6 protein-coding genes are annotated in these 19,185 nt (G+C 72.6%); 3 read left to right on the forward strand and 3 right to left on the reverse strand.

What is annotated here, in order from left to right; translation table 11 throughout:
• The first annotated feature begins 571 nt into the window (after positions 1-571).
• From RF644_RS14910 to RF644_RS14920, 3 genes are read left to right on the forward strand one after another with little or no spacing between them, the layout of a single operon-like run.
• A complete protein-coding gene (locus RF644_RS14910) occupies positions 572-7,894 on the forward strand; it encodes a hypothetical protein (protein WP_368797070.1) in 7,323 nt (2,440 codons plus the stop codon).
• A gap of 2 nt (positions 7,895-7,896) precedes the next feature.
• A complete protein-coding gene (locus tag RF644_RS14915; protein ID WP_368797071.1) occupies positions 7,897-11,529 on the forward strand; it encodes a hypothetical protein in 3,633 nt (1,210 codons plus the stop codon).
• 1 nt (position 11,530) lies between these two features.
• Entirely contained in the window at positions 11,531-14,671 is a 3,141-nt protein-coding gene (locus tag RF644_RS14920; RefSeq protein WP_368797072.1) for a hypothetical protein, read from the forward strand.
• Positions 14,672-14,818: 147 nt separating this feature from the next.
• On the opposite strand, the gene RF644_RS14925 is transcribed toward RF644_RS14920, so the two are convergent.
• The 3 genes from RF644_RS14925 to RF644_RS14935 are packed head-to-tail and all read right to left on the reverse strand — an operon-like array spanning position 14,819 to position 18,722.
• The gene (locus tag RF644_RS14925; protein ID WP_368797073.1) at positions 14,819-15,226 is read right to left on the reverse strand and encodes a hypothetical protein; all 408 of its coding nucleotides are present in this window, start codon (positions 15,224-15,226) and stop codon (positions 14,819-14,821) included.
• 59 nt (positions 15,227-15,285) lie between these two features.
• Positions 15,286-16,989, reverse strand: a complete 1,704-nt coding sequence (locus tag RF644_RS14930) for a GMC oxidoreductase (RefSeq protein ID WP_368797074.1) — start codon at positions 16,987-16,989, stop codon at positions 15,286-15,288.
• 44 nt (positions 16,990-17,033) lie between these two features.
• Positions 17,034-18,722, reverse strand: a complete 1,689-nt coding sequence (locus RF644_RS14935; RefSeq protein ID WP_368797075.1) for a DUF4091 domain-containing protein — start codon at positions 18,720-18,722, stop codon at positions 17,034-17,036.
• Positions 18,723-19,185 lie beyond the last annotated feature (463 nt).

Here is a 19,185-nt window from a genome sequence, read left to right on the forward strand (position 1 = left end):
CCGTCCGGGCGCCGGGTGTACTCCGCCGGTCCTGGCTCCCGCTCCTCCGATGGGCCTTTGGTCTGGTGCTGGTCACCGCTCATCATGCCCCTTCGCAACCGCTGACACCCATTGCATCAGGAGAGAGAAATGCAACGCGTTGAATTGCCCCCTCAGGCACTCATCGGTGCACCTGAAGACATCGTCCCGCGTCAAGAGGTTCGGGTTTTGCACTCGGCGACTCACGTGCCCGGCCTCGATCGCGGGCGAGCCGTCGGGCGGAAGGACTACACGTTCACATCATTGCGGCCGGATCATCTTGCGGTGACGGTTCCGACCGGTGGGCTCTGAGCGCGTCATGCCCACCGGCAGGTGGTGGGCAGGAAGCTTCTGTCACCGGGGGAGGTAATACGGGGGGAGGTAATGCGGGCGCCCTTTACACCCTGTGACCTGGAGCGTAGCTTGATGCATACTCTTCGACGCGTCTTCCCGGGGTTCTTCCTTCCCGTCCCAGGTCCACCGCACCTCGCGCGCCGTCCCGGTCACCACCGGTGAATGAGCTCCATGTTCGGCCCGACAGCAAGGTTGCGTCATGGCGAACGTCGCACTGCTGGACCTGGTGAGGCACTTCGTGGTGCGAGGGGAGAACCTGGGCACGTCGCACCCGGCGCTCGCCGCGCTGCGCGTGATCGGCTACGACTCCTTCGTCGAGGACCTCGCGACGACGGTCCGCGGCCGGTGCGAGTTCAACGGTTCGCTCCGCGTCGACACGACGAACGGACTGAGCGTCGAGGCCGATGTCGACGAGGCGGCGCCCGCATTCGACCCCGCCGACCGCGGGCCCGTCTTTGACATCCGCGAGACGGCGGTGGACTTCGAACTGCTGGTGCCGCGCGCCGGCTCCGCACTGGTCGCCCAAGGGGTCACCGGCCTCGGCACCCCTGCCGCCTTCGCGGCGACCCGGGCGGCCCTCGACGTGCTCGCGAACCCGGCGCCCGGCCCCGCCCCCGGCGACTACCCGGCGACCGACTTCACGCTCGACCTGGTCCTCGAGGCACCTAAGCTGCGGCCACCGTTCCTCCAGCCGGCGAAGCTCAACGAGCTCGGTCTGCTGAGCCCCGATCCGGACCGGAGCGAGGTGGAGATCACGCTTCCGAGGCTGCGCTTCCGAATCAGCCAGGCCGCGCCGGGGGTGCGCATCGAACTCGTGTCCGCCGGCAGCACGGGACTGGACGATCCGGGCGACATCGGTGTCGCAGAGCTGATCTCGATGGACCCGCCCTACGCGTTCATCGGTGGGCGCCGTGACCGGATGTGGGGCATGGGTTTCCGCTCGGCGACCCTCGACCTGTCCGGTGACTTCACCCCGGCGTCCCTGAAGGACAAAGCGGGGGTCGGCGACGACTGGACCGGCCTCTATCTGCCGGAGGCCCGCGTCTTCGTCTCGCCCGCTGGGGAGCGCGACCTCGCCTTCGAGGCCGGGGCCCAGGAACTGCTCATCGGCATGGGCGCCTCGTCGGGCATCTGGGGCGACTTCGAGGCCGTGCTCGTCCAGCAGGGCTCGGCCGAGCTCGGCGTCACCGCACGCTTCGCCGACGAGAACGGCCGCCTGTACGGCACGGAGCCCGCGGGCGAGGGGGCGGCCCGCGCCCGTCTGCCGCGGAAGACGCAAATGGTCGTCGACGTCAGTGGAGGGCGCGCTCCGTACGAGATCTTCGCGAGCGTGGGCGGCGCAGCCGAGACCTCCGGCCGGGTGTTCGTCGTCGACATGGGCGGTGCCGACTCCACGCAGGTCGAGATCCGGGTCACGTCGCCGGCACCGGACGCCGCCTCGCACGAGCAGACGCTGTCCATCGCCGTCACCCGACTCGATCCGACCGTCCGGCTGGACACCCCCGGCCCACAGGCGACGACCGCCACCGAGATCACCGTGGGCCCGGCGACCGGCGCGCTGCGGATCGTCGTCATCAGCAGGCGAAACGACGAGGTAGTGCTCGCCACCGACCCCCGCGACAGCGCTGTCCGGTGGACCGTGGCCGGCGACGCGGAGACCGGGCCGAGCACCGCGGTCACCGTGCCCGTAGCCGCTGGGGCCACGGTCACCGTGCGCGGTCGCCGGCCCGCCACCACGGTGAGCGCCCCGCAGCCCTTCTACTTCACCTACGACGCACCCGCGGTCGAGACAGACGCCCCGGATGTGTGGACCACTCCCGCCGTCGGCGCCCTGTCGATGGACCGCCTTCCGGGCGGTGCCGCCTCGATGGTCGCGAACTCACCCCTCCTGGCAGCGCTGCCGCCGGGCACCGCGCTGACGATCACCGGGCAGGCGAGCTTCGAAGGGCACACCGAGCGCCAGGAGTACAACTTCCTGCTGGCCCGCCGCCGAGCCGAGTCGGTTCGCCGCGCGATCGGACGCGCTTTCCCCGGCAGGTTCACCATGACAGTCGTGCCACCGAGCCCACCAGGCGACTCCGCCCCCGCCTGGGCCGCGCTCACCGGCTGGACGGGCCACGGCGAGCCGACCCGCCGCGAGTGGTGGCGGGCCGACGTCGCCCTCCCGTCCCCGGCCCCGGCGCCGGAGCTGACCGGGGAGATCACCCTCACCCGCCCGAGCTCTCCCCTCCCCACGGTGCCTCCGGACCCCGAACCGGAGACGCCGGCCACGCCGGACTGGTTCCGGTCCGCCGGCCTCAAGGTCCGCGTGGTCGCCTCCGAGCTCATCGCGCTGGAGCTCAGCTGCGAGATCGACGTCGACACAGTGGCGGAGGAACGCCTGCGCAGGACGGGGCAGCTGCCCGCCGGCTCGACGGCGCCGGACGGCCGGGCCCTGCAGAACGGCTCGCCGGTGGGCCCGGAAAATCCGGCGGACGGCATCATGGCGTTGCGCGTCCTGGCGCAGAGCGATCCGGCCACCGGCCGGAACAGCACTCTCATCACGATCAGCTCCGACCCGAGCGACAAGGACGGGCTGTACGTCTTCGGCTGGATTCCCGGCGACCCGGGGGCCCCGACCACCCAGAACCCCGCCTCGCCGAAGGACTTCCCGCGGACGCTGCTCGGGTCCTACCTGACGTTCTGGCCGCTGCTCGCGCAGTTCCCACCTGTGGAGGCCGGTGAGGTGCTCGCTGAGGGCGGGCCCGGTGGGGTCGTGGACGCCACGCTGGCCGGCGCAGCCCTGGTCGCCCCGGGCGTCATCGCGGCGCTTCCCTGGTTCCAGGTGGAGCGGGTGGTGGTGTTCGGCGCCGAGTACGACGGTTCCTGGCGCGACGTCGACGGCCGTGTGCTGTACGACGGCAGACTGCTGTTCGACATCGGGATCGACTGGAGTGCCGACCTGCTCGGCCTCGTCGTCATCCGTCCGCAGTTCCCCCTCTCGGTGCGGTACAAGGCCATCGGCCTGCGGTTCGGAAACACCGAGGACGACGGCGGCGAGGGTTTCGTACTGCGCCCGATCTTCGACTCGGCGCGCGGCTACACGATCGACCTCGCGAGCGGTGGGTCGGTGAGGCTCATCGACCCGCTCGGGCAGATCCTCAAGATCCTCGGCGCACGGATCTCCGAGCAGAACCCGCTCACCTTGGAGATCGAGATCGGCCTCGGCGTGGACCTCGGGGTGGTCTCCATCGACAAGGCCGGCCTGCGCGTCTACCTCGACGAGGACCGCCCACCCGAGCTCACCGCGCTCGCCGCCACGGTCGACATCCCGGGGGCGCTCCTGGGCAGCGGCTACGTGAAGATCGGCAAGAGCACCGACCCGGAGGGCAACGCGATCTCGGTCATCGCGGGCCAGCTCGACCTCACCCTCCGTCCGATCGGCCTCCGCGTCGCCGCGGCGCTCGCCGTCGCCCAGATCCCGCCGGAGGCCGGCGGTCCCGCGACCGGCATCTACGTGGGCCTGAACGTCGTACTGCCGGTCGGCGTCCCGCTCGGCAACAGCGGGATCGGAATCTTCGGCTTCCGCGGCATCTTCGGCATGCACTACCAGCGCAATCCTCAGCCCGGAATCGGATCCACCGTGCCCTCGCTGGCGTGGCTGGAGGCCGCCGGTGGCCAGCCGCACCTGCTCGAGCACAACGGTGTCGAGCTGTGGACGCCAGCGATCGACCGCTGGGCGTTCGGCCTCGGCATGCTCATCGGCACCATGGAGGGCGGGATCGTCCTCAACCTTGACGGCACCTTCCTCCTGGAGCTGCCCGGGCCGCGGGTGCTCATCCTGCTCAACGCCCGCATCGTGAGTCCGCCGCCGGCACTGGACGGCCTCGGACAGTCCGGCGGTGTTCTCGCCGTCATCGAGATCACCCCGGAGCACTTCCTCATCGGCATCGTCCTCCAGTGGTCCATCGAGCACCTGGTGACGATCGTCGTCCCGGTGGAGGCCGTGTTCCCGTTCGGCTCCGACGCGGGCCGGTGGCACGTCCACCTCGGCGCCCGGCCGGACGTCGGCCGCCCGGTGACGGTCGACGTCCTGGGCATCGTCAAGGGCACCGGCTACCTGATGTTCAGGGGTGACGGGCTGCCCGCCTTCCCCGTGCGGAAGGCCACGCTGCCGGAGATCTCTGGGTTCGCGATCGGCCTGGGTGCGGCCGCGAGTTTCACGTGGGGTGACACCGGAGCCGGGCTGTACCTGCGGGTCGGCGGCGGGTTCGACGCCGTGGTGGGGCTCGCCCCGTTCATCGTCGCCGGCACACTGTGGCTGACCGGTGAGCTGCGGCTGTTCATCGTCTCGGTCGGGGCCGACGCGCAGGTCACGGTCGTCGTCAACGAGCAGCCCGGCGGTGACCTCGCGTTCTACGCCCACGGGGAAGCCTGCGGGCACGTCGACTTCTTCTTCTTCTCCGTGGAAGGCTGCGTCGACATCACCCTCAACGCGCCGGCTCCCCCGCCCTCCCCGGTGCCCCGGCTGGTCGACAAGGTCTCGCTGAAGAGCCGCTCACCGGCTCTGCTCGCCGGCACGGGGGTGGACCGGGGCATCGACACGAGTCTGGGCGACGCGGTCCCCGGCCGGATGCCCGCAGCGGACGACCCCTCTGTGCCGGTGGTGCCGATCGACGTGGTGCCGGTGATCTCGATGCACGTCCCGCCGACGGCCCGGGCGGGCCTCACCATCGACGGGCTGCCGGGAGCCGTGGTGCCGAACGCGCCCGGGCTGCTCGGTCCGCCGGACGCGGGACACGCCGAACGGAGCGGGGAGCGGTACCGGTACGAGATCGTCGGGATGAGCCTGGAGCGGATCGATCCGGGCTCCGGCGCCCCGCTCGCTCCGGCCGTCACCGGCACGGTTGCGCCGTTGACCTGGTGGGCCCTGAACCCGACCACCGAACCGAGCCCGGTCGCGCAGCTGGCGCTGCTCACCTGGGATCCCGTCCCCGCCACCAAGGCGATCGAGAAGACCGAGCACCTGGTCGAGACCGTCGTCCACCGCTGGGGCCATGTGTGTCGGCGCAGCGCGGACCCGGCCGAGGTGCTGTGGACGTTCCGTTTCGAGCCGCTCGGTCCGTCCGGCTCCGGCTGGGAGCTCAGCGGCATCGCCTGGCCCGACGCGGCGGACACGGTCCGCACCAGCCCTCCGGACGTCACGCTCCCGGTCACCGAGCGCTGGCGCAGCGGCGACGCCCAGCTCGACGGGATGCGCGGCGTCGTCCCGGCGCTTGTGGTCGGGGCGGCCGTGCCGTGCCGGCGCGAGGACGTGCCCGGCGACGGACCGCGCCTGGTGGTGGGCGGCCGCGGTCCGGTGCTGCGCGACGTCCCTTCCGGCGCTCTCGTTCCCACCGACGACCCCGCGTTCGGTGCCCTGGTCCGGAGCGCCGCGCAGGAACCCCTGCGGGTCGAGCTTTCCGTGCTCCAGAAGGTCCGCCGCTCCGTGTTCGCCGAAACGGAGATCGGCCGGGAGAAGCTGCCGGCTCCGCAGGTGCTGGAACGCATCCGGGCCGGCGAGGCGGTACCGCTGGCGGTTCAGCGCGCGGCACTGGCCTCGTTGGCCGCCCCGGCGAAGGAGGACCAACGGCCAGGGGACGCGTCCTGTCTCGCCAAGGTCCTGCAGCCGCCGGCTCTCGACGACGGACAGCCGATCGCCGTGGGCGACCCCCGCCGGTTCGAGGAGGTGAGCGTCCGCCTCGACGAACTGGGCGTGTTCCACGGACCGCTGGACGACGTCGTACTCCTGCGCACGGGGGGTGTGTCCGCCGCGGACGTGCTGTTGTTCGTGGGCCGCGGGCAGCTGGAGCGGCGGGTCGTCGTCCGGGTGGTCGCGGAGGGCGACCGGTCCCTCGAGGAGATCGACGTCGACGGCTCGCACCGGCTCACGGCGGTGGGCCTGCCCGGCCGCTGGGACGACCCGGCGGGGCCCTGGGCCGCTGACGTCGACGACGTGCTCCTCTACGCCCGGCTCCACCGGCTGGAGGCCTTCCTGGTCCACGTCGGCGAGCAGCCCGAGGCTGTCGCCCTCGAGGTCGGCACCCGGCCCGAGGCCCGCAACCCGGAGGACGCCTCCCCCGCGTATTGGCTCGCCGCCTGCGGCGTCACCCGGTGGGCCGAGGTACGGCGGCACGAGTGGGACAGGCAGCAGCAGGACAACGACCGCGAGATCATCACGAAGTTCTTGGAGCCGTCCTCCACCGAGGACGCTCTGCTCAAGGCGGATTCGCTGTACCGCCTCACCGTCAGTTCCTGGGGCACCCGCAAAGGCGACGGCGTGCGGCGTGGCAGCGAGGACGCGCCTGACGTGCAGGCGTTCTGGTTCCGCACGGACGCGATCGCCGACGGGCCCGTCCCGCCACCGGCGGACCCTTCGCTGCCCGCCGACCCCGTGGCTGCGGCCGACGTCCCGGCCCTGCACTTCACCAGCACCCCACCGCTGCCGGTGCGGCTGGACCCGTGGATGCTCGTCACCCTCCCCGGCGACGGCGAGACGCATGCCTTCACCGACGCGCGCCTCAAGCTCGTCTTCAGCACCGCCGACATCGAGCGCATCCTCGCCGAGTACGGCAAGGAGATGCGGCTGCACCTCCAGGCGGCGTCCGGCCGACACCCGTTGGAGACCACGGACGGCCACCCGCTGCCCGCGGTGGCCACCGCGGCCGCCCTGAAACCGGTCGGGATCGCCGTACTCACGCCGTACGAGGAGGCGCTGCTCGATGCGAGCGTCGTCATCGGCGAGCGGTCAGGTTCCTTTTGCGTGCCCATCGACAGCGTGCGCGCCCGCCACCGGGAGTGGGACATCCCGATCCTGCTGGACCGGGCCACCGGGTACATCCTCGACGTCGAGCTGGTGGACCAGGGTGCCGCTGCCGATGCCCGCGGCCCGCGGGTGCTGCGCCGGCAGTTCAGCACCGGTATGCACCGGGACTTCGACGATCTCGCAGACTCGCTCGCGGGTGTCCGGATCCGCGGGCAAGGGGCGCGGCCCGGTGCGATCGCCGGCATCGCGGCGGCCTTCGCGGGCCGCGACCCGGCAGGTGCGGAGTTCGACGCCGCCTGGGCAGCCGCAGGGTTCCAGCCGCTCGAAACGGCCACGGAGCCGCGGGTCACCGTCCTGTGGGAGCAGGCGGACACGGCCCAGCCCCCGCAGCCCACCGGCCTCCTGCTCGAGGCGACGGCGCCGCTCACCCGGTTGCGGCCCTATCCCACGAAGGTCACCGACGACTCCGGCCCCGTGCCCGCCACCCGGTGGGCCCTCGCCGAGCGCTCGTGGCTCACCGTCCTCGACGCGTCCGATGCCGGCGTGGTCAGCAGGATCCTGCGCTCCCCCGGTGCCGACCGGTACCTGGTGATCCTCCGCCCGGGTGCCCGCGGCAGGAGGACGGTGATCGACCTGGTCGAGCCGGCCTTCGCCGACCTGCCCTTCCTGAGCCAGGTCGAACGCCGCCGCAGCATCCTCGAGGTGCGGCTCGACCGCGCCCCCTGGGAGGAGCAGTAGCCGTGCGCATCATCGACCGGAACCGTTTCCTGCTGCTGGGCGGCGTCACCGACTGGCAGCAGCTCGCCCGGCTGCACGACCCGCGCAGCCCCGCCCGTGTGAAGGAGCAGGCGGCACGGCGTGGGCTCGAGTCGCTGGAGATCGTGCAGTTGCGCTGGCTGACGGCCAAGACCCTCGGCTACCCCACCGAACCCTTCACGGTGTGGCGCAGGCCGGCCGAAGACCAGGGGCTCCACGAACCCCGCTTCCGGCAGATCCGCCTCCTCGGCCTGCAGCTGATCACCTTCGACACGCCGCAGGTCTTCGTCCAGGTCCGTGTCGACGGTGCCCAGGGCGGCGTCATCACCGCGTGGGCCGGAGCGCCCTGGACATCGACCCTCGTCGGGGAGGTGGTCCCGGGCAACCCCACCCAGTTCGTCTCCTTCTCCGCCACGGCGCTCCAGTCACTGGTGCTGCCCTCCTCCGCCACCGTGTCCGAGGTCACGGCACTCGACGACGCCCTCGCGGAGGATCCCCGGTGGGAGCCGATCGAGACGGTCGCTCTCCCCGTCACACCGGAGTGGGCGAGCGTGGGCGGGTTCGGCAACGACCAGGGCTTCCTCCAGGCACCTGTCCCGCCCCCGGAGGCCGCGATCGACCGGTTCCGCCGCGGTGCTCCCCTGCTCGGCTGGCACGGGGAGCTGCGGCCCGGCATCCCGGCACCGCCGTGGGAACTCGCCGATCCCAAGGCGATGGTCCAGGTCCTGCACGACGCCATGCTCCCGGAGCTCCTCGTGGCGGTGACCACGCTGCCCCAGGAGCGCCAGCACGAGTATGAGATCGACCACGTCCTGGACTCCTTCGGCGGCGACGTGCCCGCCCTGCTGCGCCACCGCCCGCTCGAGACGCTGCTGTACGGGGCGTCGACCGACGGCCTCTCTTCGCTGGTCAGCGGGTTCGGCAGCGCGTACGAGGAGACGCTCGTCCTGGACGAGCGCCGACCGGCCCACGCCGCGCACGACTACATGGTCACCGCCCGGTACGAGAACGGGGTTGGCGCCGACCCCGGCCCGGTCGAGTTCGCCGCCGTTCTGCACCACCCCGTCCTCCTGGCTCCGCCCCCGGCCCCGGCGAACCTGCGCACCGAGGCCCTGGGTCTCAACGCGCCGGCGCAGCGGGACGGACGCTGGGCACCGGTGCTGCGGATCACCTGGGACGCCCTCGCCGCCGAACTGGGGTTGCGGGTGGGCGCCTACGCCTTCGCCCGCGAGGACCTCGGTCCCGCCGGGGGTGTCGTCCCGCTGATGCGGCCACGCCTGCTCGACACCGCGCTGCAGCCCCTCGGGATGGGCCCGACGGGCCCGGCCGCGGCCGAGCGCGCCGCGACCGACGACACCGTGCAGATCGACCCGGCGCTCGACCCGAACACGATGGACCACGCCGTGGCCCACCACGACCTCTTCGGGCTGTTCAGCACCTGGTCGCTGTCCCCGGCCGCGGTCCGGGAGCCCCCGGTCGAGCGTGCAACGATCACCGCGGCCCGCTGGGACGTCCTGGCAGCCGTGCCCGGCGCGACGACACCGGCCGATCTGGTCCTCGACCTCACCTGGGACTGGTCGGTGCGCGCGCCGGAGCTGATCCGGGTGGCCGGCCGACTATACCCCCAGTCCCAGCTCGGCGAACCGCCCGCCGACCGATCGGTCCCCGGCGGGCTTGCCCCATCACTGCTCACGCCGGGGACCCTCCTGCAGATCGCCTTCGAGGACACCGGAGCCGCCGCGACCGTCAGCGTGACACCTGGGCTGACCGCCACGGTCCGGTACCTCTCCGCCGACGGCAAGACGGTCGGCGACACCCCGGTGACCGACGCCGGTCCCCGCCGCTACCAGGTGACCGTCTCGGGCTACCTGCTGGACTTCGACGCGGCCGCCCGGCAGGGCATGGCGCTGTGGGCCTCGGGCCGGGAGAAGCTGCCTCCCCGCAGGGACGGCTCGTGGTCAGCCGAGCCGGTGATCGCCTCCACAGCGGACCCGCGGCCACCGGTCCTCGCCAACACTCGCGAGTTCGTCCAGCTCGCCGGCCTGGCGGATCCCGACGGCCGCCACCATGCGGTGCTCGAGTGGGATCCGGCACCGGGCGCGATCTCGTACTTCGCCTACACGTGCGCGGAGGCGAAGTTCCTTGCCGACCGGGGCCTGCCGCCGCCGGACCTGGCCCAGACCCTGGAACAGCGTCTCGTCCGCCTGCGGGACGCCTTCACCGTCGACCCCGACCGGCGCTCGTTCGACCGCGTCAACGCCCTGCCGGTGCCGGGCACCCGGATGCCGCTCGTGCTGCCCCGCGGAACGAAGGAGATCCACCTCTACCTGGTCCTCGGTCTGTCGGCCGGCCAGGTGGAGTCCACCTGGCCGGTCCCCGGCTCCCCCGGTCTGCGGAACCGGTTCGTGGCCTTCGCCGCCCCGCAGGTCGTCGCCCCCGCGGCGCCCCAGCTGGAGGTCGCCCAGGTGTTCGACCAGGTCGGCGCGACGTTCGGGGCCACCGTCCGGATCCGGTCGGCCCCCGGCGCGCTGGTCAGCCGACTGGACCTGCACCGGGTCAGGGTGCCCGAGGCCGCCGTCGACATCGAGTCGATGGGCCCGCCGATCGCCGCGATCACCGGCACGGCCGCGCCGTTCACGGTGGCCCCGATCGAGTCGGAGGAACGAGGGGTAGCGCAAGTCATCGGCTCGGTCCGCGGGACCGACCCGGTGCCGGGCTCGTGGAGGACCGTCCACTACCGGGCCGTCGCCTGGAGCGCGGACGACCCCGCCCGCGGTCTCCTCGGTGGCCGCTCCCCCGCCAGCGCCCTGCGCACGGTCATCGTTCCACCCGCCACCCCGCCGGACATCGAGGCCCTGTCGTGGCGAGCCGCCGGCGCCGACGTCGTCGTCGACACCGCCGTGCTCGCGCCGGTCGCGCCGACCCCGCTCGGCCCGCACCGGGTGACGGCTGCGGTCCACGCCCACCACCCGGACGGCTCGGTGCGCCTGGTGCTGCGTCACCCGGCGCCGGCCACGCCTCCGGACGCGGACGCCGACCGGCTCGACCGGGTCCCGCAGACGCCCGGCGTCCTGTGGCGGGACCCGTCCGTCCCCACCGTGCCCGGCGGTCCGGGACGCACCCCGCTGCACCTCGCGGTGCCGCGGAGCACCGTCGACGACGCCCTCACCGTCCGCCTGCGCGTCACCGACCCCCTCGGCCGGTTCACCGAGCGGATCCTCGAGGTGCCGGCCGGGCCACCGCCCCATCCGCCGGACATCCTCGCCCCCCGTGTCGACGTGGTCGTCTCCCGCGGCCGTTTTCTGAGCTTCGAGACCACCGTCCCGGACACCGACGGCCTCGGCAGGCCCTATCAACTGTCGATCACGCTCAGACCCACGCTTATCGATCCCCGGCCGAGAGTGCTACGGGTCCGGCTGGATCTCGCCGACATCCCGGCCCTCCGGCCGGGCGAGAACCCGGCCTCGGACCGCTCCCCGATCCCGGTGCGGCGCAGCGTCCGGGGAGCGGGCACCGGCATCTCCGCGCTGCTGCGCACCGACGGCACGGTCTCGGTCGTGCTGACCGCACCGGACGGGACCACCGCGACCTGGTCCGGTCCGAGGATGGAGTTCTGACGTGGTAGACCTGGTTCCGCCCCGACCGATCCTCACGCCCGCGGACGCGGGTAGCCAGCTACAGGAGGAGGGACTCGACGCCCTCGGCCTGTCCGTCCCGGCGCTCGCCACGGGCTGGGCGTCCTCGACCCCGTCCGCGGACGACGTCGACGGCGCCGCCCTCACCCTGACCCTCGCCGAGATCCGGGCTCCTTTCCAGGGAATCCTCCACCACGAGGCCACCCCCACGTTGTGGGCCGACCCCACCGGACGCCCGGTGGGTGGGCCCGCGGCTGCGCTCCGGCTGCACCCCGAGGCAGCCACTAAGCTCGTCCAGTTCGTCACCGACCTGCTCGGCGCTCCCCTGGTCCGGCCGGTGCCCACAGCCATGGTCGTCCACGATGTCCCGGCGCCCACGACACCCCAAGCCTTGAACTCCTACCGTGCCGGGGAGGTGCTCGATCTGCCGGCCGGGACCCACGCTGTGTCCTTCCACGACGAGCGGGGACTCCCGGTCCACCCGCTCGCGGTGGCGTCCCTGCTCCTCGCCCTCCAGCAGCGGCTGCCGGCGCTCGCGTACGGTGACCCCACCCAGCCGGCGCTCGGGAGCGCAGGGTCCGTGGACGCCATCGCCGGTCTGGGCGGCGCCACGGTCTACCACGTCGTCGATCCCCACGGGCGCGGCTACACCCCGACCCGGGACGCGGCCCGTCTGCGACTCCTCGGACCGGACGGCGCCACCGACCTCTCCGACGGCGGGCTGGGCACCTGGCCGTCCGACACCGCCATCGGCCGCAGCACGGACGACCGGACCGGGGACGACACGACTCCCCGGCTGTTCTGGGGGTTCTCCACCTCCAGCACGCTCGGTCGCACGGACGTCTCCCCGCCGGCGCTGCCGAACGGGGTGACGCTCGCCCACCAGTTCTTCCGGCTGACGGCCGTGGACCTCGACTGGCACCTCCTCGGCAACCGCACCACCGCGCCCGTCCAGGGCGTCGGTGGCGACGACGACGCCGTGCCGGACTTCGCGCTGCCGGTGGTCCGCCCGTTCGTGCCGGGCGCCGCCCTCCTCACCGACGCCCAGGACGTCCTCGGTGCCACCGGTCAGCTCCTGGCAGGCTTCCCCCCGAGCGGACCCGACGTCCAGCTCCTGCTCTGCTCCCCCGCCATCGAGGCCTCCCTCGCCGTCCCGCCGGCCTCCGGTCCGGCCGGCCACTGGCCGGCCTTTCCTCCCGGACCGGCCACCACGCTCCCCGCGGTGCTCGCCGCCACGGCGGGGCTGACCGGGACGTGGGCGAGTGGCACGGGCGCCCCGGCGGACGTCGTCGTCACCCTTGCCGCGGACGTCGTGCCGGCCGGCACCCACGTCCGCGTCTACCCGCGGGTGTTCCAGACCATCCGCTCCATCGGCGCCCGGCCCTCGTTCGTCCGCGGGGACGGCGGCAGCGTGCTCGCCGCCGCCGGCAGCTCCCCGAGCGTGCTGCTGTCCAACCCGTTCGGTCTGCTGCCCGCCGAGCCCCGGCCGGACCCGGCCGTGCTGATGGTGGACGTCGTGCTCACCGGTCGGGACGGGCGCCGCCGGATCGCGTCGATGGTGCCGGTCCCCCTCGGTCCCGACCAGCCGTTCACCGGCGCCGGCTTCGGAGGCACCGCGGTGTTGCAGGAGGCGGGGACCGCGGCACTGCTCTCCGCTTTCGGGTCCACCTCGGTCGCACCCAGCGCGCTGTTCGGCATCCCGGAGCCTCCGGTGGGAACGGGGACCACCCCGGGCAGCATCATCGACCTCGTGCGCGCACTGGCCGGTGAGACCACCCGCCCCCGGCGCGGGCCGGCACTGCCCACCCAGGCGCGGCACGAGACCGTCCTGGCCCGCGGGGTGCAGCCCGCGGGCGATACGCGCTACGGGTGGGGCGCCGTTCTCTCCGGCGCCCGGTGGCAGGAGGAGAGCCGGTGCTCCGCCCCCGAGCTCGGCGACCCCGGCAACCCCGCAGGACCGGACGTCTTCGCCACTGGGGTCAGCGTGGGCGGGCAGCTCGCCCAGGACCTCGCCCTTCACGCCATGAAACGGGCTCAGCCCGCGATCCCGCTGGGCGGGGACACCGCGGGCTGGATCCTCGCCACCGCCGGTGACAACTGGGGCCCGGCCCCCCTGGATCCGCCGGCTTCCACCGTGTCCGGGGTGATGCTGGAGACCGTGGCCCCGTTCTGCGACAGCCCGGAGCTGTCCCTGCTGCCCCTGCTCCAGCCCGGCGACACGGTCCAGTCCGTGATCGACGACCTGGCGGAAGCCCTCGACGTCCCCTCGCCCGGCGTGATGACGGCCAACGAGGCTCAGATCCGCACGCGGTTGCAGCGCGAGATGGTCACGGCGAGGCGGGGCCAGCGAGATGCTCTGTGGTCGCTCCGCCGAGCACTGGGCCAGGCGCGGGAGTTCGTCTACGTGGAGAGCGCGCAGTTCACCCGCACCGCGCGGCCGGTCGGGCCCCCGGCCGCCCACGAGGTGGACCTGGTCGAGGTGCTCGAGGACGCCCTCGGCGCCGATCCCCGGCTGAAGGTGATGATCGCGGTGCCGCGCGTCCCCGACTTCGACCGGTCGGCCCCCCGTTACGAGCCGTTCGTGCGGGCCGCTCTCGCGCACCGGACGGAGGCGATCGAGTCCCTCACCGCGACGTTCCGGGACCGTGTCGCCGCCTTCCACCCGGTCGGGTTCCCGGGCCGCGACACGCGGATCCGGTCCTCGACCGTGATCGTGGACGACGTCTTCGCCCTGGTCGGCAGCTCGCACCTGCGGCGCCGCGGCATGACCTTCGACGGTGCCTGCGACGTCGCCCTGATCGACCGGCAGCTGGACGAGCGCGGGTACTCGGCAGCGGTGCGCCGTTTTCGGCAGCGCGTCATGGCGAACCGCCTCGGCATCGAGGAGCCGGGGACGCCCGCCACGACCACGGCCCTGTGGACGCGCCTGGCCACCGGGGACGGCGCGTTCGGGGTGCTGGAGGATCTGCTCTCGGCCAGCGGCCTCGGCCGGTGCCAACCGGTCTGGGCCGGTCCCACGGACACCGACGTCCTGCCCAAGCCGGATGCCGTCACGGATCCCGACGGCGTCGACGAGGACGGCACCGGTCTGCTGGCCCTGTTCCTCGACGAGCTCATCACCTGAGCGGCACGGAGCGGGGGATCGACGTCCGGCGCGGGGCAAGGGACACCCTGAAGGACTGCGTGGTGCTCCTGACACGATGTGACTCGCCCGAGGGCGGCCTCCGCGCTCCTCCGCTGCGCGAACTGACGTGGGCCGACGTCGCCGGGTTCAGCCGGTCCGCACGGCGATGAAGGAGGCGACGTATCCGGCCTCGGCCTGACCGCCCGAGTGCGGCGCCGTCCGCACCAGGGACCCGACGATGGCGGGCACCTGGTCGACGCCGTGCGGCCAGACAGGCACCAGGTATCCCGCGTAGTCGTAGACCCACAGCTCACCTCCGATGGTGCCGGTTCCCTGGACGCGGACCGCGAACGGCGCCCCGTAGGAGGTGTGGCCGTTGAGCGCGAGGCTCCAGCCCTCGCCCCCCAAGGTGCCGGTGAGCCGGCCGATCTCCGGCTCGGCGAGCTCCAGCGTGCCGAGACCGAAGGCCAGGCTGTCGAAGGGCGTGCCGATGTCGGGGTCGTTCCGGAAGCTCCGGTACGTCCAGCGTCCGTCGAACGCTCCTGTTCCGGGCATGATTCCTCCTCTGTGCGCCGGTGCTGCCGGCACGTCGTCGGTTCCCCGGCCGTGCCCGCTCATGGCGTGCCGGGTGACAGCTCGTGGGACAGCCGGAGCGCGAGGGCGGCGAGGGTGCGTACGGGGTTGGCGGCGGAGCTGAGCGGCATCACCGACATGTCGCAGACGTACAGGCCGGGCTCGCCGCGCACCTGGAGGTCCTCGTCGACCACCGACGCCTCATCGACGGGGGCCCCGAGGGCGGGACGGTGGGGCATGCGCAGCGTTCCCACGGCGTGATGCACCGTGCCCTGACCGAAGCCTCGGCCGTCCTCGCCGAGCTGGGCGGTGGTGGGAACCGTGCCGATCCTGTGCTGGTACTCCTCCGGCACCGAACCGCCGGTGTACGCGAACTCCTGCAGGAGCCGTTCGCCGACCTCGTTGAGCGCCGTGAAGACCTCGGGGCTCGTCCTGTCCCAGTCCGCGAGCACGCTGAGCCGGGCGGAGGTGTGGTCGGCGTGCTGGAGATTGCGGAAGTCGATGCGGGGGACGTACTGGTACGCGTCCGCCGGCTGCACAGCGTTGTCCAGCTCGAGGCAATTGGCGAAGCTGAACTTGAACTCGAGCACCGAACCGTCTCCGGGTGGCGGAGTGACCTGCCGGTCGGGATCGTTCTCCCGCAGGTGCCAGTACTCGTGGTTGACGTTGACCTCGATGTTGAACGGGAAGCGGATCCGCCGGCCGTCGGTGTCGCCTCTGGAGTAGAGGATGATCTTCGCGTGCTCGTCGCGGGGGATCCGGACCGGACCGCAGTCGGTGACGAGGGCGAGACGCTTGTCGGTGGTGGGGTGGTCGGTCAGGCCCCGGCCGACTCCGGCCAGCACCGCGGGATCGAGCGCCTGGCCGAGGGTGGAGCGCCTCAGCAGCTTGGGGCTCTCGATCGATCCGCCCGCCAGCACCACCCGGGGAGCGTAGTAGGCGCGGGGCCGGCCGGTGGTCGTCGTGCGGCTGAGCAGGCGAAACCGGCCGTCGGGGAGCCGCTCGATGTCCTCGACGTACTGGTGGATCTGCAGGTGCAGACCCGGCCCGTCGTGGTCCCGGTCGAAGCCGAGCTGGTTGACGAGGAGCTCCGTGGTGTTGAACACCCCGGTCGGTTCGATGAAGTACTGGCCGCGGGGGCCCCCGGTCTCAGTGAGGTAGGGCTGGTGCAGGGCCCGTGGCGTCTGGGCGATCTCGAAGTCGTCGCTGAGCGTGGTACTGCTCAGGTGGTCGACGAGATCCTCGGCCAGCGTGCCCATGGTGGTGGACTGGTTCATCTTCTCGCCGGCCAGGTCCAGGGCCTCGGGGGTCAGCGCCGCGCGGACCGTGTCGGGGAAGTACTCCAGTTCCCAGTCCTGGATGGTGGGGATGAGCCCCGACCAGAACACCGAGCGCCCGCCCAGGTTCAGTTGCGGGGCCTCGCGGATGAAGTGCTCGTCCTGTTCCCCTCCGCCCTGCCAGAACGTCCGGCAGGCGAAGCGGCCGGCGACCGCCGCGTTGTCGAACCGAGAGGTGTTGTAGACGTGTGTCGGGAACAGATAGGACCCGGCCTCGAGCACCAGGATGCGCTGATCCGCACCGGTGCGGTCCGCCAGGTCGTCGGCCAGCAGACCGCCCCCGATACCCGAGCCGATCACGATGATGTCGAAGTCCTCTCTGCTCCCCTGGTACTGGGTGAAGAGGCGCTGCTGGACCACGCTGTCGGCGGCGATGAAATTGCCGAACATGGACGGGTGAAAGGTCATTCCCTGCTCCTTCGTTTCCAGGACTTCGTGGGGCGGGCGGTGAGTCAGAGCGCCCGCGCGGGATCGATCAGCTTCGCGAGAGCGTGCCGGGCCGCCAGGATGTCGCCACCGGTCGCGTCGGTGTCGTCCATGCGCGGGAACAGAGTGTTGGCGATGCTGTCCGCCCCAGCTGGAGAGACGGCGGCGGCCAGCCTGAGGTACTCGTAGTCCTGGTGACCGTCCCTGATGAGCTTCAGGCGCATGGACTCAAGGGGGATCCAGTCCGACCCCGCGATCCGGGACGGGTCCCCGGGGTAGAACAGGGTGCCGTCACCGTTGCCGCCGAACGCGTACTGGGCGGTCCACGCGGTGGGCAAGCAGTGGCCGACGTCGAAGTACAGCTCCCCCTGGGCCTGGTACCGGTACGCGAACCAGCCCATGGCCCGGGCCTGTGCCCCTGGCTGGTCGATGACGTACCCGGGCCAGCCGTCGAAGACGTCGGGCGGATCGGGGGCGGCCGGCGCGGGCGCCGGGTCCTGCTGGCAGTCCTTCTCGATGGCTGTGTCTGGTTCGCATCCGTGGGACATGCAGGACGTGTAGAGCCACAACTGGTTCCTGGGGTTCAGGCCCAGGAAAGCGTTGTAGTCATCGCGCCGGCTGGGTCCGCCCTTCTCGTGCATGAGGTTGACGAGCACCACGAGCCAGTTGACGAAGGCGTCGCGTCCGAGGTCAGGCGGGTCGCACTGGCTCCCGTCGAGCTGGTCGATCGACGCCGTGACCAGCACCGGAAGCTCGGGCCACGTCTGTGCGGCGGCGGCGTTCTGCCGGCAGTCCGCCCAGGAGGAACAGTCGGTCCCGGGCTCGTCGCAGGCGTAGAGGAAAGCGCGGTCGGCGAATCCGTGGCGCTGAGCTGCCGCCTGCCAGGTGGCGAGCTGTGTCGGCTCCACCTGGATCGAGGTCAGCCGTGCTCCCGGCAGACGGGTGGGCGCGGTCCCGTTGAGCAGGGGAAGGACGTGCTGCTCGAAGGGCGCCACGTTGCCCGGGGTGAGGGCGTCGTAGTTGGGACGGCAGATCGTGATGCGGTTCTCCAACGCGATCCGGCAGAGGAGCGCGTTGAGCTGCCATCCGTTCTGCCCGGCGTTGTAGCAGGTGTCGCCGAAGGCGGCCCGGCACACCGACTCGTACCCCAGGCCGAAGGCCGTTGTCAGGGTGGACGTGGAGGGCAGCTCCGCATCGATCACGGTGAGCTCGACGGCTACGTCGGCCGTGAAGCCGGCACCCGTCACTGCGAGGGTCCCGTGGTACGCCCCGGGCATCGCCTCCTGCGGTACGAGGACGTCGACCCAGGCGACACGGTTCTGCCCGGCCGGCACCGTGATCGGGAAGGCGGACCGGTCCTGCCCGAACCAGGGGTCGGTGCGCGGGATGAGGATGTCCGGCCACAGTCCGGGGGCCCCTTCTCGGTCCGAGGGCTCCCGGACCTCGTAGTACTCCTCCCGGTAGATGGTGATGGCCTCCGCGGGCAGCGCCCCGGCACTTCCCGACAGCGGTGCGCCGACGGCGACGTCCACGTCGGGCAGCTCGGACAGGCCAGCCTGGATCACCACCTGGAACGACACGAACTCGTTGCGCGCCGCCAGCAGGTCAACCCGTGGCGGCGTCGGGTCCCCGGTGAGCTGGTCGGTGGGCCGGACCTTGTCCACCGGCCCCACCACGAGGACCCCTGGCGTGGTCGGGGTCTCGTTTCTCGGCATGGGCGCTCCTCACAGTTGATGGCGGCACGCCCGGTGGCCCCAGTGCCCCGTGCACCGCCGCCCGGACGTGTCCTCAGTCCAGTGCCCGGAGCATGACGGCGGCGTTATTACTCCTGAGGTGTGACAACCTCCGTCGTGATGACGGGATAGCCGTCCCGGGGACCGGGTGGAGCCCACCTCGGGAGCCGGCGCTCGGGGCCTGACGGCGCAGCGGCTACCCCACCGGGGGCACTGCGGAGGCGCCGCGGTAGAACTTCTCGCCCCCCCCCCCCCCCCCCCCCCCCCCCCCCCCCCCCCCCCCCCCCCCCCCCCCCCCCCCCCCCCGCGCCCCCCCCCCCCCCCCCCCCCCCCCCCCCCCCCCCCCCCCCCCCCCCCCCCCCCCCCCCCCCCCGCCCCCCCCCCCCCCCCCCCCCCCCCCCCCCCCCCCCCCCCCCCCCCCCCCCCCCCCCCCCCCCCCCCCCCC

It is taken from the genome of Kocuria sp. CPCC 205258 (assembly GCF_040981005.1).
Lineage (GTDB): Bacteria > Actinomycetota > Actinomycetes > Actinomycetales > Micrococcaceae > Kocuria > Kocuria rosea.

Bases quoted from the DNA above. Each gene is read 5' to 3' on its own strand.
- RF644_RS14930 (WP_368797074.1), bottom strand. From the start codon at position 16,989: ATGACCTTTCACCCGTCCATGTTCGGCAATTTCATCGCCGCCGACAGC.
- RF644_RS14910 (WP_368797070.1), top strand. From the start codon at position 572: ATGGCGAACGTCGCACTGCTGGACCTGGTGAGGCACTTCGTGGTGCGA.
- RF644_RS14925 (WP_368797073.1), bottom strand. From the start codon at position 15,226: ATGCCCGGAACAGGAGCGTTCGACGGACGCTGGACGTACCGGAGCTTC.
- RF644_RS14935 (WP_368797075.1), bottom strand. From the start codon at position 18,722: ATGCCGAGAAACGAGACCCCGACCACGCCAGGGGTCCTCGTGGTGGGG.